Raw genomic sequence first — 24,590 nt, 5'->3', positions numbered from 1 at the left:
ACCCCTTGGATATCCAGGCGGCCGCTGCAATTTTCATTTGCGCTGCGCCTGACCCGGCGTCATGGTGACCTGCTCAGTTATCTCATATGGATTCAATATCATGGCAGCGGATGTGATCGTTCTCGGCGCCGGCATCATCGGTGTTTCGACGGCTCTGCAATTGGCGCGACGGGGAAAATCGGTCGCCCTGGTGGACCGCAGGGAGCCCGGGATGGAAACCTCCTACGGCAATGCCGGCCTGATCCAGCGCGAGGGCGTTGTCCCCTACAGCTTTCCCCAGCAGTTCGCCCAGATCCTGCGCTATGCCAGGAACAACCGCATCGACGCGCATTTTCACTGGAGCGCGATGCCGTCGGTCTCCTCGTTTCTGGCAAAATACTGGTGGCATTCCAATGTGCCGAGGCATGAGCTGATCGCCCGCGCCTATGCGCCGCTGATCGAGCATTCGATCGCCACCCATGACGAACTGATCCGCGAGGCGGGCGCCGAGGATCTGATTGCCAAGAACGGCTGGCAGGAAGTGTTCCGCTCGCAGGCCAAGCTCGACGAGACGGTGCGCGAGGCCGACCGACTGAAGCGTGAATACGACCTGTCCTTCAAAGTTCTGACCCCGGCAGAACTCTCGGTTGCGGAACCCAATCTCTCCGACGATTTCATCGGCGCGCTGAAATGGGAAGACCCGTGGGCGGTCAAGGATCCGCTCGCGCTGACGCGTGCCTATGTGGCGCTGTTCGAAAAGCTTGGCGGCAGGGTTCTGACGGGTGACGCAAAGAGCCTTTCGAAGACCGCGACCGGCTGGCGCATCATTGCCGGCGAAGGCGTGGTCGAGGCGAAGGATGTCGTGGTCGCGCTTGGTCCGTGGTCGGACACGGTGACCAAGCCGCTCGGCTACAATTTCCTCGTCGGCGTCAAGCGCGGCTACCACATGCATTATGCGCCAAAGGGCAATGCCAAGCTCAACGGCTGGACGATGGATGCGGAGCGCGGCTATTTCCTGGCCCCGATGAACCAGGGGATCCGGCTGACGACCGGTGCCGAATTTGCGCGCCGCGATGCGCCGAAGACGCCGGTTCAGCTTGCCCGCGCCGAAGCGGTCGCCCGTGAGATCTTTCCGCTTGGCGAGCGGCTGGACAAGGAGCCCTGGATGGGCGCCCGCCCCTGCACGCCGGATATGATGCCTGTCATCGGCAAGGCGCCGCGTCACGACGGATTGTGGTTCGCCTTCGGCCATGCGCATCACGGCCTGACGCTCGGTCCGGTCACGGGTCAGGTCATCGCGGAAGCGATGATGGGCGAAAAGACCCGGATCGACATATCCGCTTACAGGCCGGAGCGGTTTAACGTCTGACCCTCTTCTTCATTTGGTCTAGCGGCAGGAGAAAGTCTGGGCTACCGGTGTTTTCATGGATACGATCGATACAGCCCGGACCTTTCTCGATGACAATCCCGATATCGAGGTTCTCGAAGCCTTCGTGATCGACGTCAACGGCGTGCCGCGGGGTAAGTGGATCCCGCGCGAACGGGCGCTCGACGTGCTCTCAAAGGGCATGGCGATGCCGCGCTCGGTCTACGCGCTCGACGTCTGGGGACGCGACGTCAATGCCGCGGGCCTTGCGGAGGGCACGGGTGATCCGGATGGCATCTGCTTTCCCATCGCCGACACACTGTCGCGTGTGACATGGCTGAAGCGGCCAACGGCGCAGGTTCTACTGGGCATGAACGAGCAGGACGGGACCGGATTTTACGGCGATCCGCGCCAGGTTCTGGCGAATGTTCTCAAAGGTTTCGAGCGGATCGGCCTGACGCCGGTCGTGGCGACGGAGCTGGAATTCTACCTGATCGACCCGATCCGGTCGGCGATCGACCCGGTGCGGCCACCGAATTCACGCGAGGGCCGCTGGCATACGGGCCAGACACAGGTGCTCTCGATTTCCGAGCTGCAGGATTTCGAGAATGTCTTCCACGGCATCGCCTCTGCAGCGAGGGCGCAAGGGATACCGGCCGATACGACACTGCGGGAAAACGGCCCGGGCCAGTATGAGATCAACCTCAACCACGTGCCAGACGCGCTGAAGGCTGCGGATTATGCGGTGCTCCTCAAGCGGATCGTCAAGGGCGTGGCGCGCGCCAACGATCTCGACGCGACGTTCATGGCAAAGCCCTATGGCACGCAGGCCGGAAGCGGCATGCATGTGCATTTCTCGCTGATCGATAGCGACGGCCGCAATGTCTATATGGGCGAGAACGGGCCGTCCGAGGCGCTGTTTCATTCGGTGGGCGGGCTTTTGGAAAACATGGGGGAAAGCATGGCGGTGTTTGCCCCGCATGCCAATTCCTACCGGCGCCTGCGCCCTTCCGAACATGCCCCGACCTATGCCTCCTGGGGCTTCGACAACCGCTCGGCCGCCGTGCGCGTCATCACCGCGTCGAAGCCGGCGACCCGCATCGAGCACCGCGTTGCAGGTTCCGACACCAATCCCTATCTTGTGCTGGCGATGATCCTCAGTGCAGCCCTTGCCGGCATCAAGGAAAAGCGCAATCCGGGCGGGGCGATTACCGGCGACGACCATGCGATCAGCCACGAACCGCTGCCGACCAACTGGGACTATGCGCTGCAGCAGTTTTCCCGCTCCACGTTCGCCTACGCGACGCTCGGGCCGAAATACCGGTCGCTCTACACGGCCTGCAAGCAGCAGGAGCTGTCGGAATTTTCTCTGCGGGTGACCGACGTCGAATACGACGCCTATATCAGGACGGTGTAAGATGGCTTTCAAACCCGCAGACAATCCCCGCCACGCCAATTCCTGGTATGCCGCCTCGGCCAATGACAAGCGTGTGCGCCCTGCCCTCGAGGGCGAGATCGAGGCCGATGTCTGCGTGATCGGCGCGGGCTTTTCCGGCATCTCGGCCGCTCTCGAACTGGCCGAGCGCGGCTATTCCGTCGTGGTGCTGGAGGCGGAGCGGATCGGCTTCGGCGCTTCGGGCCGCAATGGCGGGCAGATCGTCAACGGCTATAGCCGCGATCTGGAAACGATCGCCGGACGCTACGGGCGCGACAAGGCCGTGCAGCTTGGCGCGATGTCGCTCGAAGGCGGCGAGATCATCCGCGCCCGCGTAGCGCAATACGGGATCGACTGCGATCTCGTGCCCGGCGGTTTCTTCGCGGCCTTTACGGACAAGCAGGTGCGCGAGATGGAGCTGCACAAGGCCGTCTGGGAACAGCACGGCCATGACGGGCTGGAGATGGTCTCGAAGGCAGACGTCGGACGCTATGTGAAAAGCGACCGCTATGCCGGCGGCATGATCGACAGGAAGGGTGGCCATATTCACCCGCTCAACCTCGTGCTCGGGGAAGCGGCAGCTGCCGAAAGCCTGGGCGCGCAGATTTTCGAGGGATCGCGGGTGGTGGGTATCGACCAGACGGCAAAGCCCGTGGTCAGAACCGACAAGGGTCGTGTCACGGCATCCTATGTGCTGGTGTGCGGCAACGCATATCTATCGCCGCTGCTGCCGGAGATCCATGGCCGGATGATGCCGGTTTCGAGCCAGGTGATGGCGACGGAGCCGCTGGATGCGGGCCTGATCGAGCGCCTTCTGCCCGCAAATTACTGCGTCGAGGATGCCAATTACATTCTCGATTACTATCGCCGCACCGCCGACAACCGTCTGCTCTACGGTGGCGGCATCGGCTATGGCGGCAGCGACCCGAAGGACCTGACGGGCGTGATCCGCCCGAACATGCTCAAGACCTTCCCGCAGCTGAAGAATGTCAGGATCGACTACGCGTGGAGCGGCAATTTCGCACTGACGCTGACCCGCATTCCGCATGTGGGAAAGCTGTCCGACACCGTGTTCTTCTCGCACGGCGACAGCGGCCACGGCGTGACCACCACGCATCTGCTCGGCAAGATCCTTGGTGAGGCGGTTGCCGGCCATGCGGAGAGGTTCGATACCTGGGCATCCCTGCCCAACCTACCCTTCCCGGGCGGGCGGGCGTTCCGCGTGCCGCTCACCGCGCTTGGGGCCTGGTGGTACGGCATGCGGGACAAACTCGGGCTGTAGCTTACAGCGATGCGGGAAAACTGCCTTTGAAGTAATAGGTCGACTGTGCCCGGACGATCGACTTGAACTGTGCAACGATTTTGGCTGCCTCGTCTTCCGTCACCATCAGCGCCAGACGCAATGTTGCCGCGGCCATGTGGAACATAAGAAACAGTGTGCGGGCGTAGTTCTCCCAAAGCTGTTCGCTGACGAAACGCTTGGTGATCTCGAAGAAGAGGTCGGCCTGGAAGCGGGTCTCGGTAATATCACGGTCTGCCAGCGCCTTGTCGGCCTGGATGGCGTTCAACAGATCCTGCGTCGACGGCTTTTCGCGCATGCGGGTGTAATAGAGGTCGAAAAGAACGTCCGTTGCATCCAGCGCGTCTTCAGCCGTCGAGATCTGTGGAATATGTCCGACGATGATACCGCGGACTTCCTCGACATAGCGCTCATGGAGCATGGCGATGATCGCCGACTTGTTGGGGAAATACTGGTAGACGGAGGCGATGGGACCGCCTGAAAGAGACGCAATCTCCTTCATCGTGACCGCATCGATACCCTTTTCGCCGATCAGCTCCATCGAGACCTTCAGGATATCATCAATGCGTTCGCGGCTTCTTTCCTGTTTCGGTACCCGACGAAGTGAACTCCCGCCTGCACTCTGCATCGAATCTCGCATCCGCAACTCTCTCCGTACGCCCTGTTGCCTATACTGGACGGGGCGATAAGAGAGGCACCTGGCAGCATAGTTACATTATAAGTTTGCGTTGTACGGCAAGTCAGGCATGTCGGATCACCGAAAGCATTAGAATTTTGAAAATAATTCGACACTCAAACAGTTTATCTTGAATTAGGACTGCGTGTCATATCGTATCCTTCAGCCCCGCTACGGCATCTGCCACGATGCGGTCGAGCGTGGCGTCAATGTCGACGGTCACGACGCCTGCTTCACCCTCGGGGCTTTCCAGCGTGGCGAGCTGGCTTTGCAACAGCGACGTCGGCATGAAATGGCCCTTGCGCTCGCCCATCCGGCGGCTCAACAGCTCCTGACTTCCTTTGAGAAACACGAAGGTCAGCTTGCCACCCGCAGCGCTGCGCAGCCGTTCGCGGTAGACGACTTTCAGTGCAGAGCAGGTCACCACGAGGTCTTCTGAACGCGCGAGAGCCTCGGCGATCTTCTCGCCGATCACATCGAGCCAGGGCCAGCGGTCTTCATCGGTAAGCGGTGTTCCCTGCGCCATCTTGTCGACATTGGACTGCGGATGCAGACTGTCGCCTTCCATGAAGCGGCAATTCAGGCTCTCTGCCAAACGCTCAGCGACGGAACTCTTTCCAGCGCCGCTGACGCCCATGACGATGATGGCTCTGCCAGCCTGTTTGCTCATTGGTTGCTCCTCTTTGATATCGACAGCCGGTCTCCTTCAACCGCATTGAGCGACAGATCACAAGTCCCGGCGATCTTCAACGCCAGTCGCGGACTTGCCCGGACCCGTTTCATCGCGCCCGAGCGCAAACGGCATCAGGATCGACAGAAAGATCAGGCGCAGGACGTGATGGGCGCCGACATAGGTCGGGTCGGCATGCAGCATGACCGCCATCGCCGCCATGGTCTCCAACCCGCCGGGCGAAAACGCGATCAGGGCCGCATCGAGCGGTATGTCCAGGACATACGAGACGGTGCCGGCCATGGCCGCTGCCATGACCGAGACGATCACCGTGACCACGAGGCCGGATACGAGGGCTGTGCGCACCTCGAGAAGCGAGATGCCGCAAAAGCGCGTTCCGATGTTGGCGCCGAGAAGGATATAGACGGGGACAATGAGCCAGGAGGGAACGCCACCGGTGGCGAACGATGTCACGTGGGTTGAGATCGAAACCAGTGTGCCGGCGAGCAGAAGGGCTGCGGGAAGCTTCCAGCGCAGGAAGAGCATGCCGATGACGGTCGAGACCGCAAGGATGCCCAACAGCATCGGCAGGTCCATCGCGATGACCTGAGTGACACTATCTCCGCCGCCAAGATCAAATGCTGTGACAATCAGGGGTACGCTGATGGTCAACAGAAGGACGCGCACGCTCTGGGAAATACCGACGGTTCGCTGGTCGCAGCGCATGTCGGCGGCAAGACTGAGCACGTAGCTCAGATGTCCCGGCGAAGCTGCGAGGAAAGCCGTGGTGCGGTCGTAATGGAAGAAACGCTGCATGACCCAGGCCGCGACGTAAAGCAGGGCCGTGACGGTAACCATGACCATCACGAAGCTTAGCGGCCAGCGCTTGATCGCCACCAGGATGTCGGGCGTGACGGTCGCCCCCATCGAGATGCCGATGACGATGAAGCAGCCGTTCCGGACGATTTTCGGGATCGAGAGGGTGAGGCCTGCGATACCCGCAAGCGACACGGCCAGCGCCGGACCGATCAGATAGGGAGCGGGGAAGCCGATCATCGCGGCGATCAGCGCACCGCCGGCACCGACCAGCGCGGTCAGGGCAAATTCACGCAATTGGGAAAAGGGCATAGCAACGAATATCTGGGTGACCACCCGGAGCCAGGCTCAAGGGGCCATCAATAAAGGAAACGTTGTCTACTCCTAAAGAAGACAGCCCGGAGGTCAACCTGCCGGGCCGCTAAACTGATGCTGCGATGAGATCAGTATTGAGATCAGGCGGCGGGTGCCGCGACCATCTTGGCGATTGCCGGCGGCGGATCGATCCCGAGCAGGAAGTTGATCTGCGGGCGCGCCTTGACCAGATCGTCGATCGTATAGTCTGCCAGCACGTCGAAGAAGGCATTCAGCGCCTTGCGAAGTGCCGAGTTGAGACCACAGCTATCGACCAGAGGACATTCGGCGACGCCCTCCTCGAAACATTCGGCCATCGCGAAACTGTCTTCCGTCACGCGGATCACATCAAACAGAGTGATACGGTCGGCAGCGCGACCGAGGCGAACACCGCCGTTTCGGCCGCGAACGGTCTCGACCAGGCCAGCCTTGGTCAAAGGCTGCAGGATCTTGAAGAGAAACAGTTCGGACACGCCATAGGCGCGCGCGATCTCCGGGATGCGGCTGAGCTTCCCCTCGTTCGCAGCACAGTACATGAGCATGCGAACGGCGTAGTTGGTCTGCTTTGTCAGGCGCATATTCGTCTCCCGAGACTCGTCACGGCCCCATACATAGTGGGTTTGCTAGTTTTGAACAATTCCAAAGTTTGCGAAATTGCCCTTGAACGCTGCGTTGCCGATGACGCGCTTTATTGCCGGCATTATCCGGCAAGACCCATGTGTACCGCAAACCAGACTGGAACTGCAAACAGGAAGGTCGCCGCCAGAAACGTTATGCCGATTTTCGCCAGGCGGATGCGGCGCGCGCGCGAAACGTCCCACTCGTAATTCATGATGAACACTCCCCCTCACACGAATGTGTAAATTAGCAGCGCCTAGGAAGAGGTCAATGTCTCCGCCGCACGAGAATGCGGCGGAGCGTGTCTATTCGACAGTCGGGCTTACTTCATGACGGGCATGACGAATTCGGCGCCATCCTTGATGCCTGTGGGCCAGCGGCTGGTTACCGTCTTGGTGCGGGTCCAGAACTTGATCGAATCCGTGCCATGCTGGTTGAGGTCGCCGAAGGACGAGGACTTCCAGCCGCCAAAGGAGTGATAGGCGAGCGGCACCGGGATCGGAACGTTGATGCCGACCATGCCGATATTGATGCGCGAGGCGAAGTCACGGGCGGCATCGCCGTCGCGGGTATAGATCGCAACACCATTGCCGTATTCATGGCGCATCGGCAGGTCGAGCGCTTCCTCATAAGTCTTGGCGCGCACCACTGACAGGACAGGGCCGAAGATTTCGGTCTTGTAGATGTCCATGTCGGGCGTGACGTTGTCGAACAGGCAGCCGCCGACGAAATTGCCGTTTTCATAGCCCTGCAGCTTGAAATCGCGGCCATCGACAACGAGGTTTGCGCCCTCTTCGACACCCTTGTTGATCAGGCCGAGAATGCGCTCCTTGGCTTCCTTGGTGACAACAGGGCCCATGTCGGCCTTTTCGTCCGTGTAGGGACCGATGCGCAGGGATTCGACCATTGGCGTCAGCTTCTCGATCAGACGGTTGGCGGTGTCCTCGCCGACCGGGACCGCAACCGAGATCGCCATGCAGCGCTCGCCGGCCGAGCCATACCCGGCGCCCATCAGGGCGTTGGCGGCCTGGTCGAGATCTGCATCCGGCATGATGATCATGTGGTTCTTCGCGCCGCCGAAGCACTGTGCGCGCTTGCCGTTCATGGCGGCGGTTCCGTAGACGTAGCGGGCGATCGGCGTGGAGCCTACAAACGAGACGGCAGAGATATCCGGATGCGTCAGGATCGCATCGACCGCGGACTTGTCGCCGTTGACGACGTTCAAAATGCCGGCCGGAAGGCCTGCCTCGATCATCAGTTCGGCCAGACGCATCGGCACGGAGGGATCGCGCTCGGAGGGCTTCAGGATGAAGGCATTGCCGCAGGCAATCGCGGGTGCAAACATCCACATCGGGATCATCGCCGGGAAGTTGAACGGCGTGATGCCGGCACCGATCCCGACCGCTTGCCGAATGGAATACATGTCGATGTTCGGACCGGCACCCTCGGTGAACTCGCTCTTGGAAAGATGCGGGATGCCGATGACGAATTCACAGACTTCAAGACCGCGAACGATGTCGCCCTTGGCATCCTCGATCGTCTTGCCATGCTCGCGCGACAGCATCTCGGCAAGTTCATTCATGTTGTCATTCAACAACTGGACGAACTTCATGAAGACGCGGGCGCGGCGCTGCGGGTTGGTGGCGGCCCAGTTCGGCTGGGCAGCCTTGGCATTCTCGACGGCTGCATTCAGATCCGCATCGCTCGCAAGCGCCACGGTCGCCTGGACTTCGCCCGTTGCCGGATTGAAGACATTGGCCGTGCGCCCGCTCGTGCCGGCAAAATGCTTGCCGCCGATGAAATGACCGATCTCGTACATGGTGATCCTCCTTCTTGAAATTGTAAGCGGCGAGGATACGCGTCAATTTGCACAAGGCAACGCCATGGTTTACGCATCCGTTGTGCAAAATTCGACACAACGATACCCACCGTGAGGTGACGATGAACTGGGATGACCTGCGGCTTTTCCTGGCTGTGGCGCGCAGCGGACAGATCCTGGCGGCTTCCCGTCGGCTGGGCATCAACCATGCGACGGTCGGGCGCCGGATATCAGCGCTGGAAGAGGATCTGCGCACGCGGCTGCTGATCCGCCGCACCAATGGCTGCGAGTTGACGCCGGAGGGAGAGGTGTTTCTGCGGGCCGCCGAGCGGATCGAAACGGAAATGCTGGACGCGCAGGCGAGTACCGGTCGGATCGACGCGGCAATTGCCGGTACCGTGCGGGTCGGCGCACCCGACGGGTTCGGCGTGCACTTCCTTGCCTCGCGCCTGGGAATGCTGACGAAGCGGCATCCGCAGCTGAAACTGCAACTCGTGCCGGTGCCACGCTCGTTTTCGCTGTCGCAACGGGAAGCGGATATCGCAATCACGATCGACCGGCCAGAACAGGGGCGCCTGGTCTCATCGCGGCTGACGGATTACACGCTCGGCCTCTACGCCTCGAAAGCCTATCTTAAGGACGCAGGCGTGCCCGACAGTATCGAGGCCCTCAAGGACCATGCGCGGATCGGTTATGTGGAAGACCTGATCTTTTCCCCGTCGCTTAACTTCACCGGCGAGGTGATGCGCAACTGGGATGCCGGGTTCGAGATTTCGAGCGCAATCGGCCAGATCGAAGCGGTGCGGTCCGGCGCCGGGATCGGCATTCTGCACGACTATGTCGCTTCGCAGGACATGAACCTGACCCGCATCCTTCCGGACATCTCCATTCGCCGCGCCTATTGGAGCAGTTATCACGAGACGGCCAGGAACCTGGTGCGGGTTCGAACCGTCGCGGATTTCCTGCGGGAAGTCATTCAGGAGGAAGCGCGGATCTTCGTGTGGAAACCGCCGTCCGGACAAAAATAAAGCCCGCGAGAAGCGGGCCTTAAGCATTCACGGCGTCCAGCCTGATAGGCCGGACGTCTGCGATTACGACGCCTTCAGAACCGACATCGGCATCTTGAGGGCATTTGCGATGCGCTTCAACTTGGCAGGATCGAAATCCGTGCCGTTCTCCATACCCACGATCTCGTCCGTGACCAATCCGGTCGTAACGGCAAGATCGTCGATGCTGTAGCCGGCAGCCTGGCGCGCCTGGGCAATCAACCCAGCCACCTGATCCGGTGCGAGAACCTGTTCTGTCGAGGCACGAAAGTTATTTATGGAAACCGTCATGGTAATCTTCCTTCCGTCAAAATCTGCCGCTAGGCAGTGAAGGGGGCAAGCAGCCCGAAGTTCGACTGCACAATTTTGGTGCCGCCAGAGCCCAATAGATATGCATTGATGCCCCCACGGCAAGGGCATTCGCTGCACTGCAACAAAAAGTGTTGAGCGTCGTCGCAGATCCGAGCCCGTTGTTTGCCGCTTTTTCGAACAAAAACAGTCTTCGCGCGTTCTCTGCTCGAATAGGGACGTCAATATGCATCAGTCGAGTTCGAAACGTTTTGAAAATCTGGGTATACCCGGAAGCACCGATGCTGACATTCTCGAGGCGGCGCATCGCCTTGTGGAGCTTCACCTGACCTATTTGCGCGAACACGAGACGAAGAACGACCTCTTCGACGTGCGCGACCTGCCGGCCTCCAAGGACTCGCTGGTCAATGCTTTCCGGTTGACGCTTGCGACCGAAAACAGGACTCATATGCGCACGCTGTTGCTGAAGGCGGGCATGACATTGGCGCAGTTTCAGGAAAACATCGGTCGCCCGATGATTGTCAAATCGCAGGATGGCCAGAAACCAAACCAGGTCCGGCGGAGCGATATCGATGCTGCCGTAGCGCGGCGGTTCAACAAGGCCCTGGTCCAACTGGGCGAAGAACGCGCCAGGCTCGGCCGTGTGTTTCAGGACGCCATGCGGATTGCCGGCGACAAGCCGCTTCACTGATCTGAAATTCCAGGAAAAGAAGTGGTACGGTTGAGTGGGGTCGAACCACTGACCTCAGGCGCCACAAGCCTGCGCTCTAACCAACTGAGCTACAACCGCACAAGACGCCTAAATCGCGTCGCCGGTGCAGATACTGCCATCGGCAGCGTTTGGCAAGCCCCTTTTGAGAGAACGAAGCCAAAAATGGAATGGCCGCCCAGTCGGCGGCCATGGAATATGGGCGTGATGCGCTGGTCGCTATCACGCGGTTCGGAAATTTGCCATTGCCTTTTTGGCAGCGTCCTTGCCCGGCCGCGACACGTCTTCTGCAAGCTGGCGGGCCATGTCCTGCATGGATTTTGCCTGCTCGACCGTCGCCTCTGCCTGACGGCGGATGAACGAGGTCTGCAATTCGAAGAATTCCGACGCTGATTTGACGCCGAGCAGCGCCTGCATGTGCGAGAGCGACAGATCCGCATTGGACCGGAACGCTTCCATTGCCTTAAGCCCGAGTTCAACGGAACCGGACTGGGCCGTGTGAACTGTGGATTCCACCGCCATGGTGGCTTCCTCTGTCGCGGCTTTCATCCTAGCATAGGCTTCAGGGGACTGGCTTGCGCCCTGCCCGGCAAAGTCGCGAAGGCGTTCGCCAAGCTTCATGGGATCGAAAGCGGAAAACGAAAACATCTCTTCTGTGCCGTGTGCCATCGCGAAAGCTCCTCCAAGGCTCTACCCCGACTTTTAAATGGGCAAAAGCCGGAGTTGGATGCCTGAAATATAATCGCAAACGTTGTGCCGCGCAACGAATTTGTGCGGCGCACAAAAGCGCCGCTGTTAACCCTGACGGAGGTTTAACCGGTCGGCCTGTGGACCCCGGAAGGGGGGCAAGGTATTAACGAAGGATTAAGTCTCTCAGGAATGCCGGTAGTTAACCGACAGGTCGTTCATGTCCTCTGTACAGTACCCTTTCATCGACATCGCCGTCCACGAGCGCGTCAGGGAACGCTTTGCAGCGGGCGACGGTATAGTGCTGTTTTCCTCCGACATGCGCATGCCTCTGTGGGCGAACGGACGCGGTGCAGCGCTCTTCGGATTTGGCTCGATCTACGACCTGATCGATCAGGGGCCGAACCGCGCCGACGTGGCCTTTCGGCAGGTCGAGGCAACCGCCCGCCAGCTTGCCAAGGTCGGCGATACAAGAGGCCTCGCAGTCCGCGTTATTTCCGGTTTCCAACGGGTCGTGCTTCGCGGGGCCTGTGAACTTGTCGAAGTCCATGGCGAGCGGGCCATTCTCTTTTCGGCAGCACCCGAGCGGGAGCTTGCAACGATCGCCGAGCGTGCGGAGCGGATGATCGAGGGCTTCGAGGAAGCAGACACCCATATCGCTATCGTTGACGCGGCAGGCAAGGTTGCCGCTGCCTCCGAGCGTTTTGAAAGTCTCGACATATCGGAAGCGGCGATCACGACGCTTTCGGCGACGGCATCCGCCGATCCCAGCCGGCTTGCCAAACGCCCGATCACGACCGCCAAGGGCAACCTTCCGGCTGCCATCGGCAAGCTTTCGGACGCCCCTGCCCTCTACATTCTGTTCACTGTCGATATGGCGACCGATGACGCGGTTACCCCGCAAACCTTGGTTGATCCCGGCGTCGTTGCGATGGTGCCCGATGACGAGACTGCCGTCATCGACGCCCTTGCCGCGATCGAGGACGACGTTGAGGCTCAGGAAGAGTTCGAGCTTCCTGAAACCGTGACGGCAGCAGAGGCAACCGAGATCAACACGGTCGCGATTGAAGAGACTGCGGCGGACGAAGAAATTTCCGAGCCCGCCGAGCAGCCGGAGCCGGTTGCGGAAATAGAGGCTGCGGTAACCGGGGTTAACGACGCAGCTACGGTTGCTGACGCGCCGGTCGCTGGCGACGTACCAGTTGAAGAAGCTGCGGCGGTAGAGCCGGAGAGTGAAGAAGTCGATCTGGAGCCCGCTCCGGAAGCAGTTGCCGAAGACATCGAGTCGGAGGATGTTGTCGAAGACATTCCGGCGCATGAGATCGCGGAAGACCGCTTTCCGGCACCGGAGGCTGCGGAAGCATCCGAGCCCGCCGAAACACGGAGCGAGCAGGCTCTGACATCGGTCGCCGCTCCCGAAACTACGGTTGCCGAGCCCGATGCATCCGGCGACGTGGAAGGCTTTGTGTTCAGCCGCGATTCACGCGCTGTGCGTTTCGTCTGGAAGATCGATGCCGATGGGCAGTTTACAGAAGTCTCGGGCGAATTCGCCAAGGCCGTGGGACCGCATGCGGCAGATGTTGTCGGCATGGCGTTTTCCGACCTCGCCGCTCTCTTCCATCTCGATCCCGAGGGGCGCATCACCGAACTGCTCGGCAAGCGCGACACCTGGTCGGGCAAAACTATCTGGTGGCCGGTAGAGGGCACGGCACTTGTCGTGCCGGTCGATCTGGCGGCACTGCCCACCTATACCCGCAGTCGCGAATTCGACGGCTTCCGCGGCTTCGGCATCGTGCGGATCGCCGACGCCAAGGATGATCCTGACGCCACCGGCCTGACGCTCTCGCCGACGACGGTCGAGGATGAAGCGGTCAAGGAGACTGACGAACCGGGAATCGAGGACGCGGTAAACGCCGCCGATTTGCCATCCGATGACGCGGAGCAGGTCTCCGACGTTTTTGAAGATCGCCCGCTGGAGACGGAAGCGCAACCGGCGGAGCCGGAAGCAACGTCCCCGTCTGATAGCGCCATCTACGGAACCACCTGTTCCGATAGCGACCGTTCCGACGCTGCCCCGCTCGAGTGGTCGGCCGGTGAGCGTCCTGCGCTGCGGCTGGTCGAGAACCCCGGCCGTCGCCAGTCCGACAAGGTCATCCAGCTCGAAGAACACCGCGCCCGCCTGACGCCGGTCGAACAGGCGGCCTTCCGCGAGATTGGGCGCCAGCTCGACCGCGCAACGGAAGAAACGCCAGCAAACGCCGAGACTGCGCCGGCTGAACCAGCGCCGAGCAAAGCTTCCGCCGCAAGCGAGATTTCCGCAGAGAATACTGACGTTTCAGAGCCAGTGGCAGATGAGACTGGTGTGACCAATGCTTGGCAGGAGCAGCCTGCTTCGCACGTGGCATCAGAAGAAGAGGTGCTTTCCGCCGAAGAGGCACCGGCCGCAGAAGACCACGTGTCGGATGAGGCCGAGATTGTCGCTCAGGCGGAAGACGAAGGCCAGAGCATCGAGACATCCGAAACGGATCTCGACGGCAGCGCTGTTGACGACCACTTCGCCTCGGACTTCCCGCCTGTCGCTGCAAACGAGAACCAGAGCGACAGCGAGGACGACGCTGGCACGGAAATCCCGGCTGCGCCAATGCTTGAGCCCGCAGATGTTGCGCCGGAGCCAGAGCATGTCGAGCCATCCGACGTCCCTCTGCTGAGCATGATCCCGGTGCGCGAGCGCATCGGCCTCTCCGCCGAGATTGTCGACCAGATGCCGGTGGCACTGCTCGTTCACAACGGCGACACGCTAATCCATTGCAATCCGGAATTCCTCAAGCTGACCGGCTATGTATCACTTGAGGAACTGGAAGAGGTCGGCGGTCTGGATGCCCTCTTGCAGCGCCAGGACTTCGATGGCGATGGTGCGAGACCAAGCGGCATGGTGGTGGTGCGTGCCGACGACGAGATCCTGCCGGTGACCGCACGTCTGCAATCGGTTCGCTGGGACGACACGACGGCCCTGATGCTGGCGCTGATGCCGACGACATCCGACGCGTCGGAAGCAAACTCGCTGTCCGATCACCCGGGCGAGGAAATCCGCACGGTTGCCCGCACGGTCCGCCCTGCCGACCAGTTGGTCCGGCTGCAGGTGGAAGTCGAAGAGTTGCGTGCAATCCTGGAAACTGCGACCGATGGCGTCGTGCTGATCGGTGCGGATGGCGAGATCCGTTCGGTGAACAGGGCGGCAAGCGCGCTGTTCAACTACGATCAGGAAGAAATCGACGGCAAACCGTTCGTGATGCTGTTTGCCCATGAAAGCCAGCGGGCGATCGTCGATTATCTTTCCGGACTTGCCGGGCATGGCGTTGCCAGCGTGCTGAACGATGGCCGCGAGGTGATCGGTCGCGAAGCGTCCGGCGGGTTCTTGCCGCTGTTTATGACGATCGGCAAGCTGACCTCGTCGAACGGTTATTGCGCCGTGATCCGCGATATTACCCAGTGGAAGCGCACCGAAGACGAGCTTCGCACGGCAAAGCGCGCCGCCGAGACAGCCAACGCGCACAAGAGCGATTTCCTGGCGCATGTCAGCCACGAGATCCGCACGCCGCTTAACGCCATCATCGGCTTTTCAGACATGATGGCCGGCGAGCGGTTTGGGCCGATCGGCCATCCGCGCTATATCGAATATGCCAACGACATCGGTCGGTCCGGTCGCCACGTACTCGACATCGTCAACGACCTTCTCGACATCTCGAAAATCGAAGCCGGCGAGATGGAACTGGATTTCGTCGCAGTCGGCCTCAACGAGACGATATCGGAAGCCGTGTCGCTGGTGCAGCCGCAGGCAAACGGCCAGCGGGTGATCATCCGCACCGCGCTGTCGCAGGCTGTGCCGCAGGTCGTCGCAGACCTGCGCTCGGTCAAGCAGATCGCACTCAACATTCTGTCGAATGCGATCCGGTTCACACCATCCGGCGGGCAGATCGTGGTGTCGACCGCCTATGAGCCGAATGGCAGCGTGGCGCTGCGTATCCGCGATACAGGGATCGGCATGACCCGGGCGGAACTGGAACTTGCGATGAAGCCTTTCCGGCAGGTTGCCGGTGCTGCCCGCAAGCGTGGCGACGGAACAGGTCTCGGGCTGCCGCTTACCAAGGCGATGGTGGATGCAAACAAGGCAGCCTTCTCGATCAGCTCGGCGCCGAACGAGGGAACGCTGGTGGAAATCACCTTTCCGCCGCAGCGGGTGCTTGCCAACTGAACGCACGTAAAAAGAAGGCAGCCCTGAGGCTGCCTGGAATTGATGCTGTTCGAAAAGTGACGGAAGACTTCCTAATCAGCAAAGCCTGAGCCTTGCTCATCTTCCCTACACGAAAAGTATCATGCCGGATCAGTTTTGGCGGGCGAGGCTTAACACGCCGTTAAAAACCAATACCAGTTCCGGCAATGCAGGAACGGCGACCCGCAATGGCACAGGGCACCTGATGGCCGTCAATTCCGCAACTCCGCGACATTGGCAAACAGCTCCAGCGCGTCCGGGTTGGCAAGCGCCTCCCGATTTCTGACCGGCCGATTGTGAACGATATCGCGCACGGCAAGTTCGACGATCTTGCCGGATTTGGTGCGGGGAATATCGGCGACCTGGATGATCTTTGCCGGCACGTGCCGTGGCGAGGCGCCTGCGCGAATACGCGCCTTGATCTCCCTGGTCAGTCGGTCGTCCAGCGTCAGTCCGGCCGCCAGCCGGACGAACAGCACGACGCGCACATCCTCGTCCCAGTCCTGGCCGATACAGATCGCTTCGGCGATCTCGTCCATCTGCTCGACCTGATTGTAGATCTCAGCCGTGCCGATCCGAACCCCGCCGGGATTAAGCGTTGCATCGGAACGGCCATGGATGACGATGCCGCCATGGGACGTCCATTCGGCGAAATCGCCATGGCACCAGATGTTGTCGAACCGCTCGAAATAGGCGGCGCGGTATTTCTGACCGTCGGGATCGTTCCAGAACATCAGCGGCATGGATGGGAATGCCTTGGTGCAGACCAGTTCGCCCTTTTCGCCACGCACCGGCTGGCCCTCGTCGTTCCAGACATCCACGGCAAGGCCGAGGCCCGGCCCCTGGATCTCGCCGCGCCAGACCGGTTTCAGCGGATTGCCCAGCACGAAGCAGGAGACGATGTCCGTGCCACCGGAGATGGAGGCGAGATGGACGTCGTTCTTGATGCCCTGATAGACGAAGGAAAAGCCTTCCGGTGACAGCGGCGAGCCCGTCGAGGTCACGAGGCGAAGGGTGGACAGATCGTGGCTCTGCGCAGGCACGATGCCGCTTTTGCGCACGGCGTCGATATATTTCGCGGACGTGCCGAAAACGGCGAACCGCTCCTGTTCCGCATAGTCAAACAGGATGTTGCCATCCGGAGCAAAGGGCGAACCGTCATAGAGGCAGAGTGTGGCGCCAACTGCGAGACCGGAGACCAGCCAGTTCCACATCATCCAGCCGCATGTGGTGAAATAGAACAGGTTTTCACCCGGCTCGATGCCGCAATGCAGCCGATGTTCCTTCACATGCTGGAGAAGCGTGCCGCCGGCCGAGTGGACGATGCATTTCGGGACGCCGGTCGTGCCTGACGAAAACAGGATGTAGAGCGGATGCGAGAACGGCAGCGGCTCGAATTCGACGGTCCGTGCCGCAAACGGCGCCAGGAAATCGGCAAGCGCGCGGCCGTCGGAGAGGGTCTTTGCGAGCGGAGCGGCATCCTTGTCCTGCGACCCTGCATAGGGCACGACCAGAACCGGTACGCCGAGCGTCTTTGAAACCGCCTCGACCTTTGCCGACACATCCTGCAGTTTGCCGTTGTACCAGTAGCCATCGCAGGTGATGAACAGCTTTGGGCCGATCTGTCCGAACCGGTCCAGCACGCCCTGTTCACCGAAATCCGGTGAGCAGGAAGACCAGATTGCCCCGATAGAGGCTGCTGCCAGCATGCAGGCGATCGTTTCAGGCATATTCGGCATCATCGCGGCGATGCGATCTCCCCTGCCGATGCCGAGTGCGCGGTATGCCTGCTGAAGCCTTGACACCTCGCCCTGCAACCTTTCCCAGGACCAACGGTCCTTGACCTTGTCCTCGCCCCAGAAGACCAGAGCGTCCGAGGTCTTCGCGTCGGCTCCGCTGCCGGCAAGCAGATTTTCGGCGAAGTTCAGGCGTGCATGGGGAAAGAAGCGGGCGGCGAGCATCTCGCCATCGTCGTCCAGGTAGACGTCGCCTTTGTCGCCCTTGACGCCGCAGAAATCCCAGACGGCGGACCAGAAATCGCCGCGCTGTTCGATCGACCAGCTGTGGAATGCGTCGTAATCCTCAAAACCGATTGAATACCGCTCGCTGCACCAGACGATGAAGCGGGCAAGCGGTGCTGTCCGCAACGTCTCCTCCGATGGCGACCAAAGCGGCTGCTGCTCACTCATGCAATTCTCCTCCTATGCCATTCACAGGCGCGTCCCTGACCGTCTGTATATCATGCGATCGAGGGGGATAAAGCACGGGAGCGCGCGCTTGCTGCATTTGCGCGACGCCGGCATTTCCTATATTCGCGTGAGCCATGCCCAACGAGACAGACGGAAAGCTGCGCAGGACCTTCGGACGCCCCTTAGGGAAGCGGACGCGCATCGCCTTGATCGTCTTGGTTTCGCTGCTGAGCCTCTTCGTCGCCTTCCAGCTCGCGGCACCCTTCCTTGTTTCGACCGTGCTGGTACGGGAACGGATGGAGCGCGCCGTCGAGGAATGGATCGGCCACGACGTGTCGATCGGCGGACAGCCGTCGCTTGCCTTCTGGCCGGAGCCGCGCATCACATTCTCCGATGTAATGGTTCGCAACATCGATCATGGCAAGAAAGGCATGCTTGGCAGCGTCCGTGAACTGTCGGCGTCGTTCGATCTTCTGGGCGCGCTGGTGGGACAGCCGGAATTCAAGGATTTCCACCTCAAGGACCCGCAGCTTTTCGTGCTGCGCAAACCGGATGGGCGACTGGACTGGACCAATGACGGATTGCTCAGCCGCGCCGTTCGCGCTGTCAAAAGCGATGGCACCGGTCAGTTGCTGGACAATTCGAATGATGCGCCGATCGGCGATGTCCTGATCGAGAACGGCACGCTTCAGATTACCAACGAAGAGGATGGCCGCATCGTCCGGGTCGACCGGATCGACAGTGAGATCGACTGGTCCTATCTTTCACGCAGCGCGAGCTTCAAGGGCCAGGCAACGATTGCCGGCCGAAGGGTCACGGCCGATATCACCTCGCGCCAGCCTCTGCTTTTGTTTTCGGGCCGCAGCAGTAGCACTTCGGGCTCAATCCAGTCGGACCTGTTCAGCGCCAAGTTCAGCGGCGTCGTCAACCTCGCGAGTCACGGCTTTTTGTCCGGAGATGCCGAATTTGCAACGGCGGACGGCGCCAAAGCCATGCAGTGGATGGGGTTCGACCTGCCAGGCACGGAAAAGCTGAAGCAGCTCTCCGTGAAGGCGCGGCTGATCACTAACGACACGGCGATGCGGTTCGAAAGCCTGTCGCTCGGTATCGACGACATCACGGCAAGCGGCATTCTGGACCTGACCATGCCGGCGGATGCGCCCCCGCGGCTGACGGGGACGCTCGCCCTCAACACCCGCGACGTGTTGCCGATGCTGGCCGAGATCGCGCCGCGACTTCTCGACAAAAGCGATCCCGCCGCAAGACTGCGCGACCGGCTCGAGCTGGATTTGAGGCTTTCCGCACAAAGCGTCGAAATCGGCCCCTTCCAGCTCAGCGAAGTCGCCGTCGGCATCATGAATATCGGTGACCAGTCACGGATCGATATTCTCGACAGCGATTTCGAAAACGGACGACTGACCGGCCGCATCGCGACGATCAAGGACGGGGAAACCGGCGGCGTTGCCATAAGGCTCTCCGTGCAGGACGCCGACTTCGCCAGCGTGATCAGCCGGCTTGGCCTGACGGCCCCGCTACCCGGCGCCTCGGGCTCGCTCGAACTGGCGCTGGACGTGGCGCGACCGGTGACGGCGGAAACGCTGCGCAACGCCAAAGGATCTCTGCGCTTTCGTGCCGGCAGCGGAACTCTGCCCGGTGTGGACATGGCAGGCATAAGACGGCTGGCGACCCAAAAACCCTATTTCACGCTGAGCGAAGCAGGGACAGGAGCTTACGAATTCCAGAGTGTCGATATTAACGTCACCGTCGCTGATGGTTTAGCCGATATCCGCAACGGGCTGATCGTTGGAACCAACGAGCGTATTACGCTCAACGGCATCGTGCCCTATGCCAATAACAGCCTCGCGCTTTCTGCCGGCGTACTCACAGATTCCAGCGGGACAACCAGCGGGGACGCTGCCGCTCGCCGCCCGGATGCCACCCACTTTTTCATCGGGGGATCCTGGCAGAACCCGGTGATCTGGCCGGTCGCAAAGCCCACGCCGAAGATCACCGAATGACGCACGCCCTGAAAGTTCAGCTGCCGGTCCGCAGCGCCATATACTCGTCGCGGATGCGCCGGACCTCGGCCCGCTTGGTGCCGATCGAGGTGGCGATGACGCCGAGTGTCACCAGCGCGATCAGGATCGTGCAGATTGCGTTGATCTCCGGCGTCACACCGAGCCTCACCTGCGAATAGATCTTGATTGGCAGCGTGGTGGCACCTGGCCCAGTGTTGAAGCTTGCGATCACAAGATCGTCCAGCGACAGGGTGAAGGCGAGCATCCAGCCGGAGATGACGGCGGGCAGGATCAGCGGCAGGGTGATCTGGAAGAACGTCTTGACCGGCGGGCAGCCAAGATCGAGCGCTGCCTCTTCCAGACTGCGGTCGAAGGTGAGAAGCCGCGACTGAACGACGATCGCCACGTAGCACATGGTGAAGGTGGTATGGGCGATGATGACGGTCCAGAACCCGCGATCGACGCCGATCGCCACGAACAGAAGCAGCAGCGACAGGCCGGTGATGACCTCCGGCATGACCAGCGGCGCATAGATCATGCCTGAGAACAGCATCTTTCCCGGAAACTTCTGGTAGCGGACCAGCGTCAGCGCGGCCAGCGTGCCGAGGATGGTACCGAACGTGGCGCTCAACAGACCGACGCGGGCCGTGACCCAGGCGGCATCCATAAGACCCTGGTTCGACCACATCGAGACGTACCAGTTGAGCGAGAAGCCGCCCCAGACCGTGACGAGCCGCGAGGCGTTGAACGAGTAGACGACCAGAATGATGATGGGGATGTAGAGGAAGGCGAAGCCAAGCGTCAGGACGGTGGCATCAAGGCGGTTCTTTGTCATCTCACGCCACCTTCTTCTGCTGGTTCTGGAATATGGCGATCGGCACGACCAGCATCAGGAGCAAGACCACTGCTACGGCCGACGCAAGCGGCCAGTCGCGGTTGCTGAAGAACTCCGTCCACAGCGTCTTGCCGATCATCAGCGTATCGGCGCCGCCGAGCAGATCCGGGATGACGAATTCGCCTGTTATCGGGATGAAGCAGATCATCGAGCCTGCGATCACACCCGGCATCGAGAGCGGAAAGGTGATTTTCCAGAACGCCTTCCACGGCGGGCAGCCCAGATCGTTGGCGGCTTCGAGAAGGGTATTGTCCATCTTTTCGAGCGCTGCGTAGAGCGGCAGGACCATGAAGGGCAGATAGGAATAGACGATGCCGATGAAGACGGCCGTGTCGGTTCTGAAGATCTCCACCTGTTGGTCCGGTCCCATCAGCCCGATCGTCTGCAAGGCCAGCGTCAGCAACCCGTCCGGCTTCAGGATGCCGATCCAGGCATAGACGCGGATGAGGAACGAGGTCCAGAACGGCAGGATGACCAGCATCAGAAGGATCGGCCGGATGGAATTGGGTGCCCGCGCCATGGCAAGCGCCATCGGATAGCCGATCAGCAGAAGCAGAATCGTCGAGATCGCGGCAATCCGCAGCGACGACGTATAGGCCTGGAAGTAAAGCGGGTCCTCGGTCAGGAACAGGTAGTTCTCGATGTCGAGCTCGGAGACGAAATCGCTGAGGGCGCTCCAGCCACCGAACACCGGCGTGTAGGGCGGCATGGCAATGGCCGTATCCGACAGCGAGATCTTGAAGATGATCAGGAACGGTGCGACGAAGAACAGCAGCAGCCAGAGATAGGGCACTGCGACGACCAGCCAGCGGGCCGGGTTGGCATGCGGATTGTCGGCTGTCGTATCGGCCATGATCGCGCTCCCTATCGTGTCAGCACAAGGCCGGCATCGCGTGACCAGGTCAGCCACACCATGTCGCCGAAGGTGATCGGTCGATCGACCAGGCGCGAGACGTTGGCCTGCGCGGCGCGAACGATGCGGCCATCCTCCATCTTCACAAGAAACACCGAGAAGTCGCCGAGATAGCCGATGTCCCAGACTTCGCCATAGGCCGCATTGAGGGAGGTGTCCGTGGGCTGTTCCTGGGAAATGCGCACCTTTTCCGGGCGGACCGCGTAGGCGACCTGATCGCCCTTGACCGCTTGGCATTCCTGTTCCGCGGCAACGCTCAGACCGTCGCTGTCGATCCGCACCAGGCCGGGGGCGCCGAGCGCGCTATCGGTCTGCGTCACCGTGCCTTCGAGGATGTTGATATCGCCGATGAAGTCCGCCACGTAGCGGCTGTTCGGGGCCTCGTAGATTTCGGCCGGCGTTGCCACCTGCATTATGATGCCCTTGTCCATGACCGCGATACGGTCGGACACGGTCATCGCCTCTTCCTGGTCGTGGGTGACGATGAGGAAGGTGAGTCCCAGCGTCTGCTGGATATCCATCAGTTCGAACTGGGTTTCCTCGCGCAGCTTCTTGTCCAGCGCGCCGAGCGGTTCGTCGAGCAGCAGGACCTTCGGGCGCTTTGCGAGCGACCTTGCCAGCGCCACGCGCTGGCGCTGGCCGCCGGAAAGCTGTGCCGGCTTGCGCTTGGCGAACTGCTCCAGCTTGACGAGCTTCAGCATTTCCTCGACGCGGGTATCGATCTCGCCCTTTGGCAGATTGTCCTGCTTGAGACCGAAGGCGATGTTCTTTTCAACCGACATATGCGGGAAGAGCGCGTAGGACTGAAACATCATGTTGGTCGGGCGCTTGTAGGGCGGAACACCGGAAATGTCCTTGCCCTGCAAAAGGATGCGGCCTTCCGTCGGCTCCTCGAAGCCTGCCAGCATCCGCATCAGCGTCGTCTTTCCGCAGCCGGACGGCCCGAGCAGCGAGAAGAATTCCCTCTCGTAGATATCGAGCGTCAGATTGTCGACGGCGGTAAAATTGCCGAAGCGCTTGGTGATGTTTTCAAAGCGGATGAAGGGCACCGACGCCGGATCGGTCCACGGAGAGAATTTTCGTTTTACCGGTCCGAGTGTCTTTGCCATCGCCTGCCCCGCCTGCCCTCAAGAAATATTGCCAGAAACAGATCGGGGCAGGTTTTGCCTGCCCCGAAGCCGATGGTTACTTGCCGGTCTTGATCTGGGTCCAGAGCCGGTTCAGCACGCGCTGTTCCTTGGGTCCGTAAGGCGAGATCGTGAAGAGCTTCTTGGTGACCTCTTCGGTCGGGTAGACCGCCGGGTTTTCCAGGACTTCCTTGTCGATGAACTTCTGCGAGGCCAGGTTGCCGTTGGCATACTGAACGTAGTTCGATGCCTTGGCGATCACTTCGGGCTTCATCAAGTAATTGATGAATTCATGCGCTTCGGCCACGTTCTTTGCATCGGCCGGGATCGCAAGGTTGTCGAACCACATATAGGTTCCTTCCTTGGGGATCGAGAACTCGATGTTGACGCCGTTCTTGGCTTCCTCGGCGCGGGTCTTTGCCTGCAGAATGTCGCCCGACCAGCCGATGGTGATGCAGATGTCGCCGTTGGCGAGATCATCGATATAGGACGAGGAGTTGAACGTCTTTGCCGAGGAGCGGATGTCGGAATAGACCTTGCCGCCCGCTTCGAGATCCTTCGTTTCCTTGCTGTCGGGATCCATGCCGACATAGTTCATGCCGATCGCGAAGGTCTCGTCGGATGCATCGAGGATGTTGACGCCGCAGGACTTGAGCTTTGCAGCATTTTCAGGCTTGAACAGCACGTCCCAGCTGTCGAGGGGCGTATCGCCGAGTGCCTTCTTGACCTTATCGACATTGTAGCCGATGCCGGTCGTGCCCCACATGTAGTTGACGGCGTATTCGTTGCCGGGATCGTATTTGGCAAGACGCGCCGAGATTTCCGGCCACAGGTTGGAAAGGTTGGGGATCTTGGACTTGTCGAGCTTCTGGAAGACGCCGGCCTGGATCTGGCGGGCGAGGAACGGGGCGGTCGGCACCACGACGTCGTAACCGGAGCCGCCGGCAAGCAGCTTGGTTTCCAGGATATCGTTGCTGTCAAAGACGTCGTAGACAACCTTGATGCCGGTTTCCTTGGTGAAGTCCTGCAGGATCGATTCATCGATGTAGTCGGACCAGTTGTAGACATGCACAGTGCGTTCCTGGGCGGAAACACCAGACACGCCGAAAGCGGTCGCAGCCAAAGCGGCGGCTATGCTGAGCAAATGGGCTTTCATCAATTCTCTCCTGTTGCAGCACCTGCAGCCACCGACCCTGCGCGGCAGGACGGTTCGCGCGAATTTCCCTATAATTTTGAGGAGAGTAGAAAGGAATTCCCCAGGCCACAAGGGGGAATGTGCAATGCAGCAGCGGTTACCGGAAATCGACGCCGCCTGAATCCGTGCCCTTGTGCCAAGCCGAAATCGCAACCGGCTCATCGTTCACAAAAAAGGGCGGCCCGAAATCCGCCCCTTG

20 protein-coding genes and 1 tRNA gene are annotated in these 24,590 nt (G+C 60.7%); 7 read left to right on the top strand and 14 right to left on the bottom strand.

Annotated features, from left to right (window positions below):
- Nucleotides 1–100: 100 nt before the first annotated feature.
- The 3 genes from BLW69_RS07940 to BLW69_RS07930 are packed head-to-tail and all read left to right on the top strand — an operon-like array spanning nt 101 to nt 4,062.
- On the top strand, nt 101–1,348 hold the full coding sequence (locus BLW69_RS07940) for an NAD(P)/FAD-dependent oxidoreductase (protein ID WP_092661259.1): 1,248 nt from the start codon (nt 101–103) through the stop codon (nt 1,346–1,348).
- Nucleotides 1,349–1,403: 55 nt separating this feature from the next.
- Nucleotides 1,404–2,762 carry a glutamine synthetase family protein gene (locus BLW69_RS07935; protein ID WP_092661257.1) on the top strand — a complete coding sequence of 453 codons (1,359 nt, stop codon included), beginning with the start codon at nt 1,404–1,406 and terminating at the stop codon, nt 2,760–2,762.
- 1 nt (nt 2,763) lies between these two features.
- On the top strand, nt 2,764–4,062 hold the full coding sequence (locus tag BLW69_RS07930) for an NAD(P)/FAD-dependent oxidoreductase (protein WP_062453754.1): 1,299 nt from the start codon (nt 2,764–2,766) through the stop codon (nt 4,060–4,062).
- Nucleotide 4,063: 1 nt separating this feature from the next.
- Here BLW69_RS07930 and BLW69_RS07925 read toward each other — a convergent pair whose 3' ends face one another.
- The 6 genes from BLW69_RS07925 to BLW69_RS07905 form a co-directional block, all read right to left on the bottom strand.
- Nucleotides 4,064–4,720: a TetR/AcrR family transcriptional regulator gene (locus BLW69_RS07925; protein WP_062453755.1), complete on the bottom strand. Its 657-nt coding sequence runs from the start codon at nt 4,718–4,720 to the stop codon at nt 4,064–4,066.
- Between the two features lie 184 nt (nt 4,721–4,904).
- Entirely contained in the window at nt 4,905–5,426 is a 522-nt protein-coding gene (locus BLW69_RS07920) for a gluconokinase (RefSeq protein ID WP_062453756.1), read from the bottom strand.
- Between the two features lie 57 nt (nt 5,427–5,483).
- Nucleotides 5,484–6,554 carry an AbrB family transcriptional regulator gene (locus BLW69_RS07915; protein WP_092661255.1) on the bottom strand — a complete coding sequence of 357 codons (1,071 nt, stop codon included), beginning with the start codon at nt 6,552–6,554 and terminating at the stop codon, nt 5,484–5,486.
- 143 nt (nt 6,555–6,697) lie between these two features.
- The gene (rirA, locus tag BLW69_RS07910; protein WP_062453758.1) at nt 6,698–7,174 is read right to left on the bottom strand and encodes an iron-responsive transcriptional regulator RirA; all 477 of its coding nucleotides are present in this window, start codon (nt 7,172–7,174) and stop codon (nt 6,698–6,700) included.
- A gap of 122 nt (nt 7,175–7,296) precedes the next feature.
- Nucleotides 7,297–7,428 (bottom strand): hypothetical protein, encoded by a 132-nt coding sequence (locus tag BLW69_RS23120; RefSeq protein ID WP_256413688.1) that lies wholly within the window; start codon nt 7,426–7,428, stop codon nt 7,297–7,299.
- A 108-nt stretch (nt 7,429–7,536) separates the two neighbouring features.
- A complete protein-coding gene (locus tag BLW69_RS07905; protein WP_092661253.1) occupies nt 7,537–9,033 on the bottom strand; it encodes a CoA-acylating methylmalonate-semialdehyde dehydrogenase in 1,497 nt (498 codons plus the stop codon).
- Nucleotides 9,034–9,155: 122 nt separating this feature from the next.
- Between BLW69_RS07905 and BLW69_RS07900 the strand changes: the two genes are divergently transcribed.
- A complete protein-coding gene (locus BLW69_RS07900; protein WP_092661251.1) occupies nt 9,156–10,061 on the top strand; it encodes a LysR family transcriptional regulator in 906 nt (301 codons plus the stop codon).
- 63 nt (nt 10,062–10,124) lie between these two features.
- Here the strand turns inward: BLW69_RS07900 and BLW69_RS07895 are convergent, their stop codons facing one another.
- Nucleotides 10,125–10,370, bottom strand: coding sequence for a helix-turn-helix domain-containing protein (locus BLW69_RS07895; protein WP_062579161.1), 246 nt, complete (start codon nt 10,368–10,370; stop codon nt 10,125–10,127).
- Nucleotides 10,371–10,614: 244 nt separating this feature from the next.
- Between BLW69_RS07895 and BLW69_RS07890 the strand changes: the two genes are divergently transcribed.
- A complete protein-coding gene (locus BLW69_RS07890; protein WP_092661249.1) occupies nt 10,615–11,079 on the top strand; it encodes a hypothetical protein in 465 nt (154 codons plus the stop codon).
- A 22-nt stretch (nt 11,080–11,101) separates the two neighbouring features.
- Here the strand turns inward: BLW69_RS07890 and BLW69_RS07885 are convergent.
- Nucleotides 11,102–11,178 (bottom strand) — tRNA-His (locus BLW69_RS07885).
- A 141-nt stretch (nt 11,179–11,319) separates the two neighbouring features.
- Nucleotides 11,320–11,766, bottom strand: a complete 447-nt coding sequence (locus BLW69_RS07880; protein WP_092661247.1) for a phasin — start codon at nt 11,764–11,766, stop codon at nt 11,320–11,322.
- 238 nt (nt 11,767–12,004) lie between these two features.
- On the opposite strand from BLW69_RS07880, the gene BLW69_RS07875 reads away from it, so the two are divergent.
- The gene (locus BLW69_RS07875; protein ID WP_092661245.1) at nt 12,005–16,036 is read left to right on the top strand and encodes a PAS domain S-box protein; all 4,032 of its coding nucleotides are present in this window, start codon (nt 12,005–12,007) and stop codon (nt 16,034–16,036) included.
- Nucleotides 16,037–16,266: 230 nt separating this feature from the next.
- Here BLW69_RS07875 and BLW69_RS07870 read toward each other — a convergent pair whose 3' ends face one another.
- Nucleotides 16,267–18,243, bottom strand: a complete 1,977-nt coding sequence (locus tag BLW69_RS07870) for an acetoacetate--CoA ligase (protein WP_092661243.1) — start codon at nt 18,241–18,243, stop codon at nt 16,267–16,269.
- A gap of 134 nt (nt 18,244–18,377) precedes the next feature.
- On the opposite strand from BLW69_RS07870, the gene BLW69_RS07865 reads away from it, so the two are divergent.
- Complete coding sequence (locus BLW69_RS07865) at nt 18,378–20,261, top strand: AsmA family protein (protein ID WP_092661241.1); 1,884 nt, start codon at nt 18,378–18,380, stop codon at nt 20,259–20,261.
- 16 nt (nt 20,262–20,277) lie between these two features.
- Here the strand turns inward: BLW69_RS07865 and BLW69_RS07860 are convergent, their stop codons facing one another.
- The 4 genes from BLW69_RS07860 to BLW69_RS07845 all read right to left on the bottom strand — a co-directional run bounded on the left by BLW69_RS07860 (nt 20,278) and on the right by BLW69_RS07845 (nt 24,352).
- Entirely contained in the window at nt 20,278–21,096 is an 819-nt protein-coding gene (locus BLW69_RS07860; RefSeq protein ID WP_092661239.1) for an ABC transporter permease, read from the bottom strand.
- Between the two features lies 1 nt (nt 21,097).
- Nucleotides 21,098–22,009 carry an ABC transporter permease subunit gene (locus tag BLW69_RS07855; protein WP_092661237.1) on the bottom strand — a complete coding sequence of 304 codons (912 nt, stop codon included), beginning with the start codon at nt 22,007–22,009 and terminating at the stop codon, nt 21,098–21,100.
- Between the two features lie 11 nt (nt 22,010–22,020).
- Nucleotides 22,021–23,178 carry an ABC transporter ATP-binding protein gene (locus tag BLW69_RS07850; RefSeq protein WP_092661235.1) on the bottom strand — a complete coding sequence of 386 codons (1,158 nt, stop codon included), beginning with the start codon at nt 23,176–23,178 and terminating at the stop codon, nt 22,021–22,023.
- 76 nt (nt 23,179–23,254) lie between these two features.
- Nucleotides 23,255–24,352 (bottom strand): polyamine ABC transporter substrate-binding protein, encoded by a 1,098-nt coding sequence (locus BLW69_RS07845; protein WP_092661233.1) that lies wholly within the window; start codon nt 24,350–24,352, stop codon nt 23,255–23,257.
- Nucleotides 24,353–24,590 lie beyond the last annotated feature (238 nt).

It is taken from the genome of Rhizobium sp. NFR12 (assembly GCF_900108545.1).
GTDB lineage: Bacteria > Pseudomonadota > Alphaproteobacteria > Rhizobiales > Rhizobiaceae > Neorhizobium > Neorhizobium soli.
The sequence above is the reverse complement of the archived record's forward strand: the minus strand, read 5'-3'. Positions and strand labels throughout refer to the sequence as shown.

Coding starts and splice junctions, on each gene's coding strand:
- BLW69_RS07880 (WP_092661247.1), bottom strand. CDS start 11,766: ATGGCACACGGCACAGAAGAGATGTTTTCGTTTTCCGCTTTCGATCCC.
- BLW69_RS07905 (WP_092661253.1), bottom strand. CDS start 9,033: ATGTACGAGATCGGTCATTTCATCGGCGGCAAGCATTTTGCCGGCACG.
- BLW69_RS07870 (WP_092661243.1), bottom strand. CDS start 18,243: ATGAGTGAGCAGCAGCCGCTTTGGTCGCCATCGGAGGAGACGTTGCGG.
- BLW69_RS07865 (WP_092661241.1), top strand. CDS start 18,378: ATGCCCAACGAGACAGACGGAAAGCTGCGCAGGACCTTCGGACGCCCC.
- BLW69_RS07915 (WP_092661255.1), bottom strand. CDS start 6,554: ATGCCCTTTTCCCAATTGCGTGAATTTGCCCTGACCGCGCTGGTCGGT.
- BLW69_RS07940 (WP_092661259.1), top strand. CDS start 101: ATGGCAGCGGATGTGATCGTTCTCGGCGCCGGCATCATCGGTGTTTCG.
- BLW69_RS07890 (WP_092661249.1), top strand. CDS start 10,615: ATGCATCAGTCGAGTTCGAAACGTTTTGAAAATCTGGGTATACCCGGA.
- BLW69_RS07860 (WP_092661239.1), bottom strand. CDS start 21,096: ATGACAAAGAACCGCCTTGATGCCACCGTCCTGACGCTTGGCTTCGCC.
- rirA (WP_062453758.1), bottom strand. CDS start 7,174: ATGCGCCTGACAAAGCAGACCAACTACGCCGTTCGCATGCTCATGTAC.
- BLW69_RS07925 (WP_062453755.1), bottom strand. CDS start 4,720: ATGCGAGATTCGATGCAGAGTGCAGGCGGGAGTTCACTTCGTCGGGTA.
- BLW69_RS07850 (WP_092661235.1), bottom strand. CDS start 23,178: ATGGCAAAGACACTCGGACCGGTAAAACGAAAATTCTCTCCGTGGACC.
- BLW69_RS07845 (WP_092661233.1), bottom strand. CDS start 24,352: ATGAAAGCCCATTTGCTCAGCATAGCCGCCGCTTTGGCTGCGACCGCT.
- BLW69_RS07855 (WP_092661237.1), bottom strand. CDS start 22,009: ATGGCCGATACGACAGCCGACAATCCGCATGCCAACCCGGCCCGCTGG.
- BLW69_RS23120 (WP_256413688.1), bottom strand. CDS start 7,428: ATGAATTACGAGTGGGACGTTTCGCGCGCGCGCCGCATCCGCCTGGCG.
- BLW69_RS07875 (WP_092661245.1), top strand. CDS start 12,005: ATGTCCTCTGTACAGTACCCTTTCATCGACATCGCCGTCCACGAGCGC.
- BLW69_RS07920 (WP_062453756.1), bottom strand. CDS start 5,426: ATGAGCAAACAGGCTGGCAGAGCCATCATCGTCATGGGCGTCAGCGGC.
- BLW69_RS07930 (WP_062453754.1), top strand. CDS start 2,764: ATGGCTTTCAAACCCGCAGACAATCCCCGCCACGCCAATTCCTGGTAT.
- BLW69_RS07895 (WP_062579161.1), bottom strand. CDS start 10,370: ATGACGGTTTCCATAAATAACTTTCGTGCCTCGACAGAACAGGTTCTC.
- BLW69_RS07900 (WP_092661251.1), top strand. CDS start 9,156: ATGAACTGGGATGACCTGCGGCTTTTCCTGGCTGTGGCGCGCAGCGGA.
- BLW69_RS07935 (WP_092661257.1), top strand. CDS start 1,404: ATGGATACGATCGATACAGCCCGGACCTTTCTCGATGACAATCCCGAT.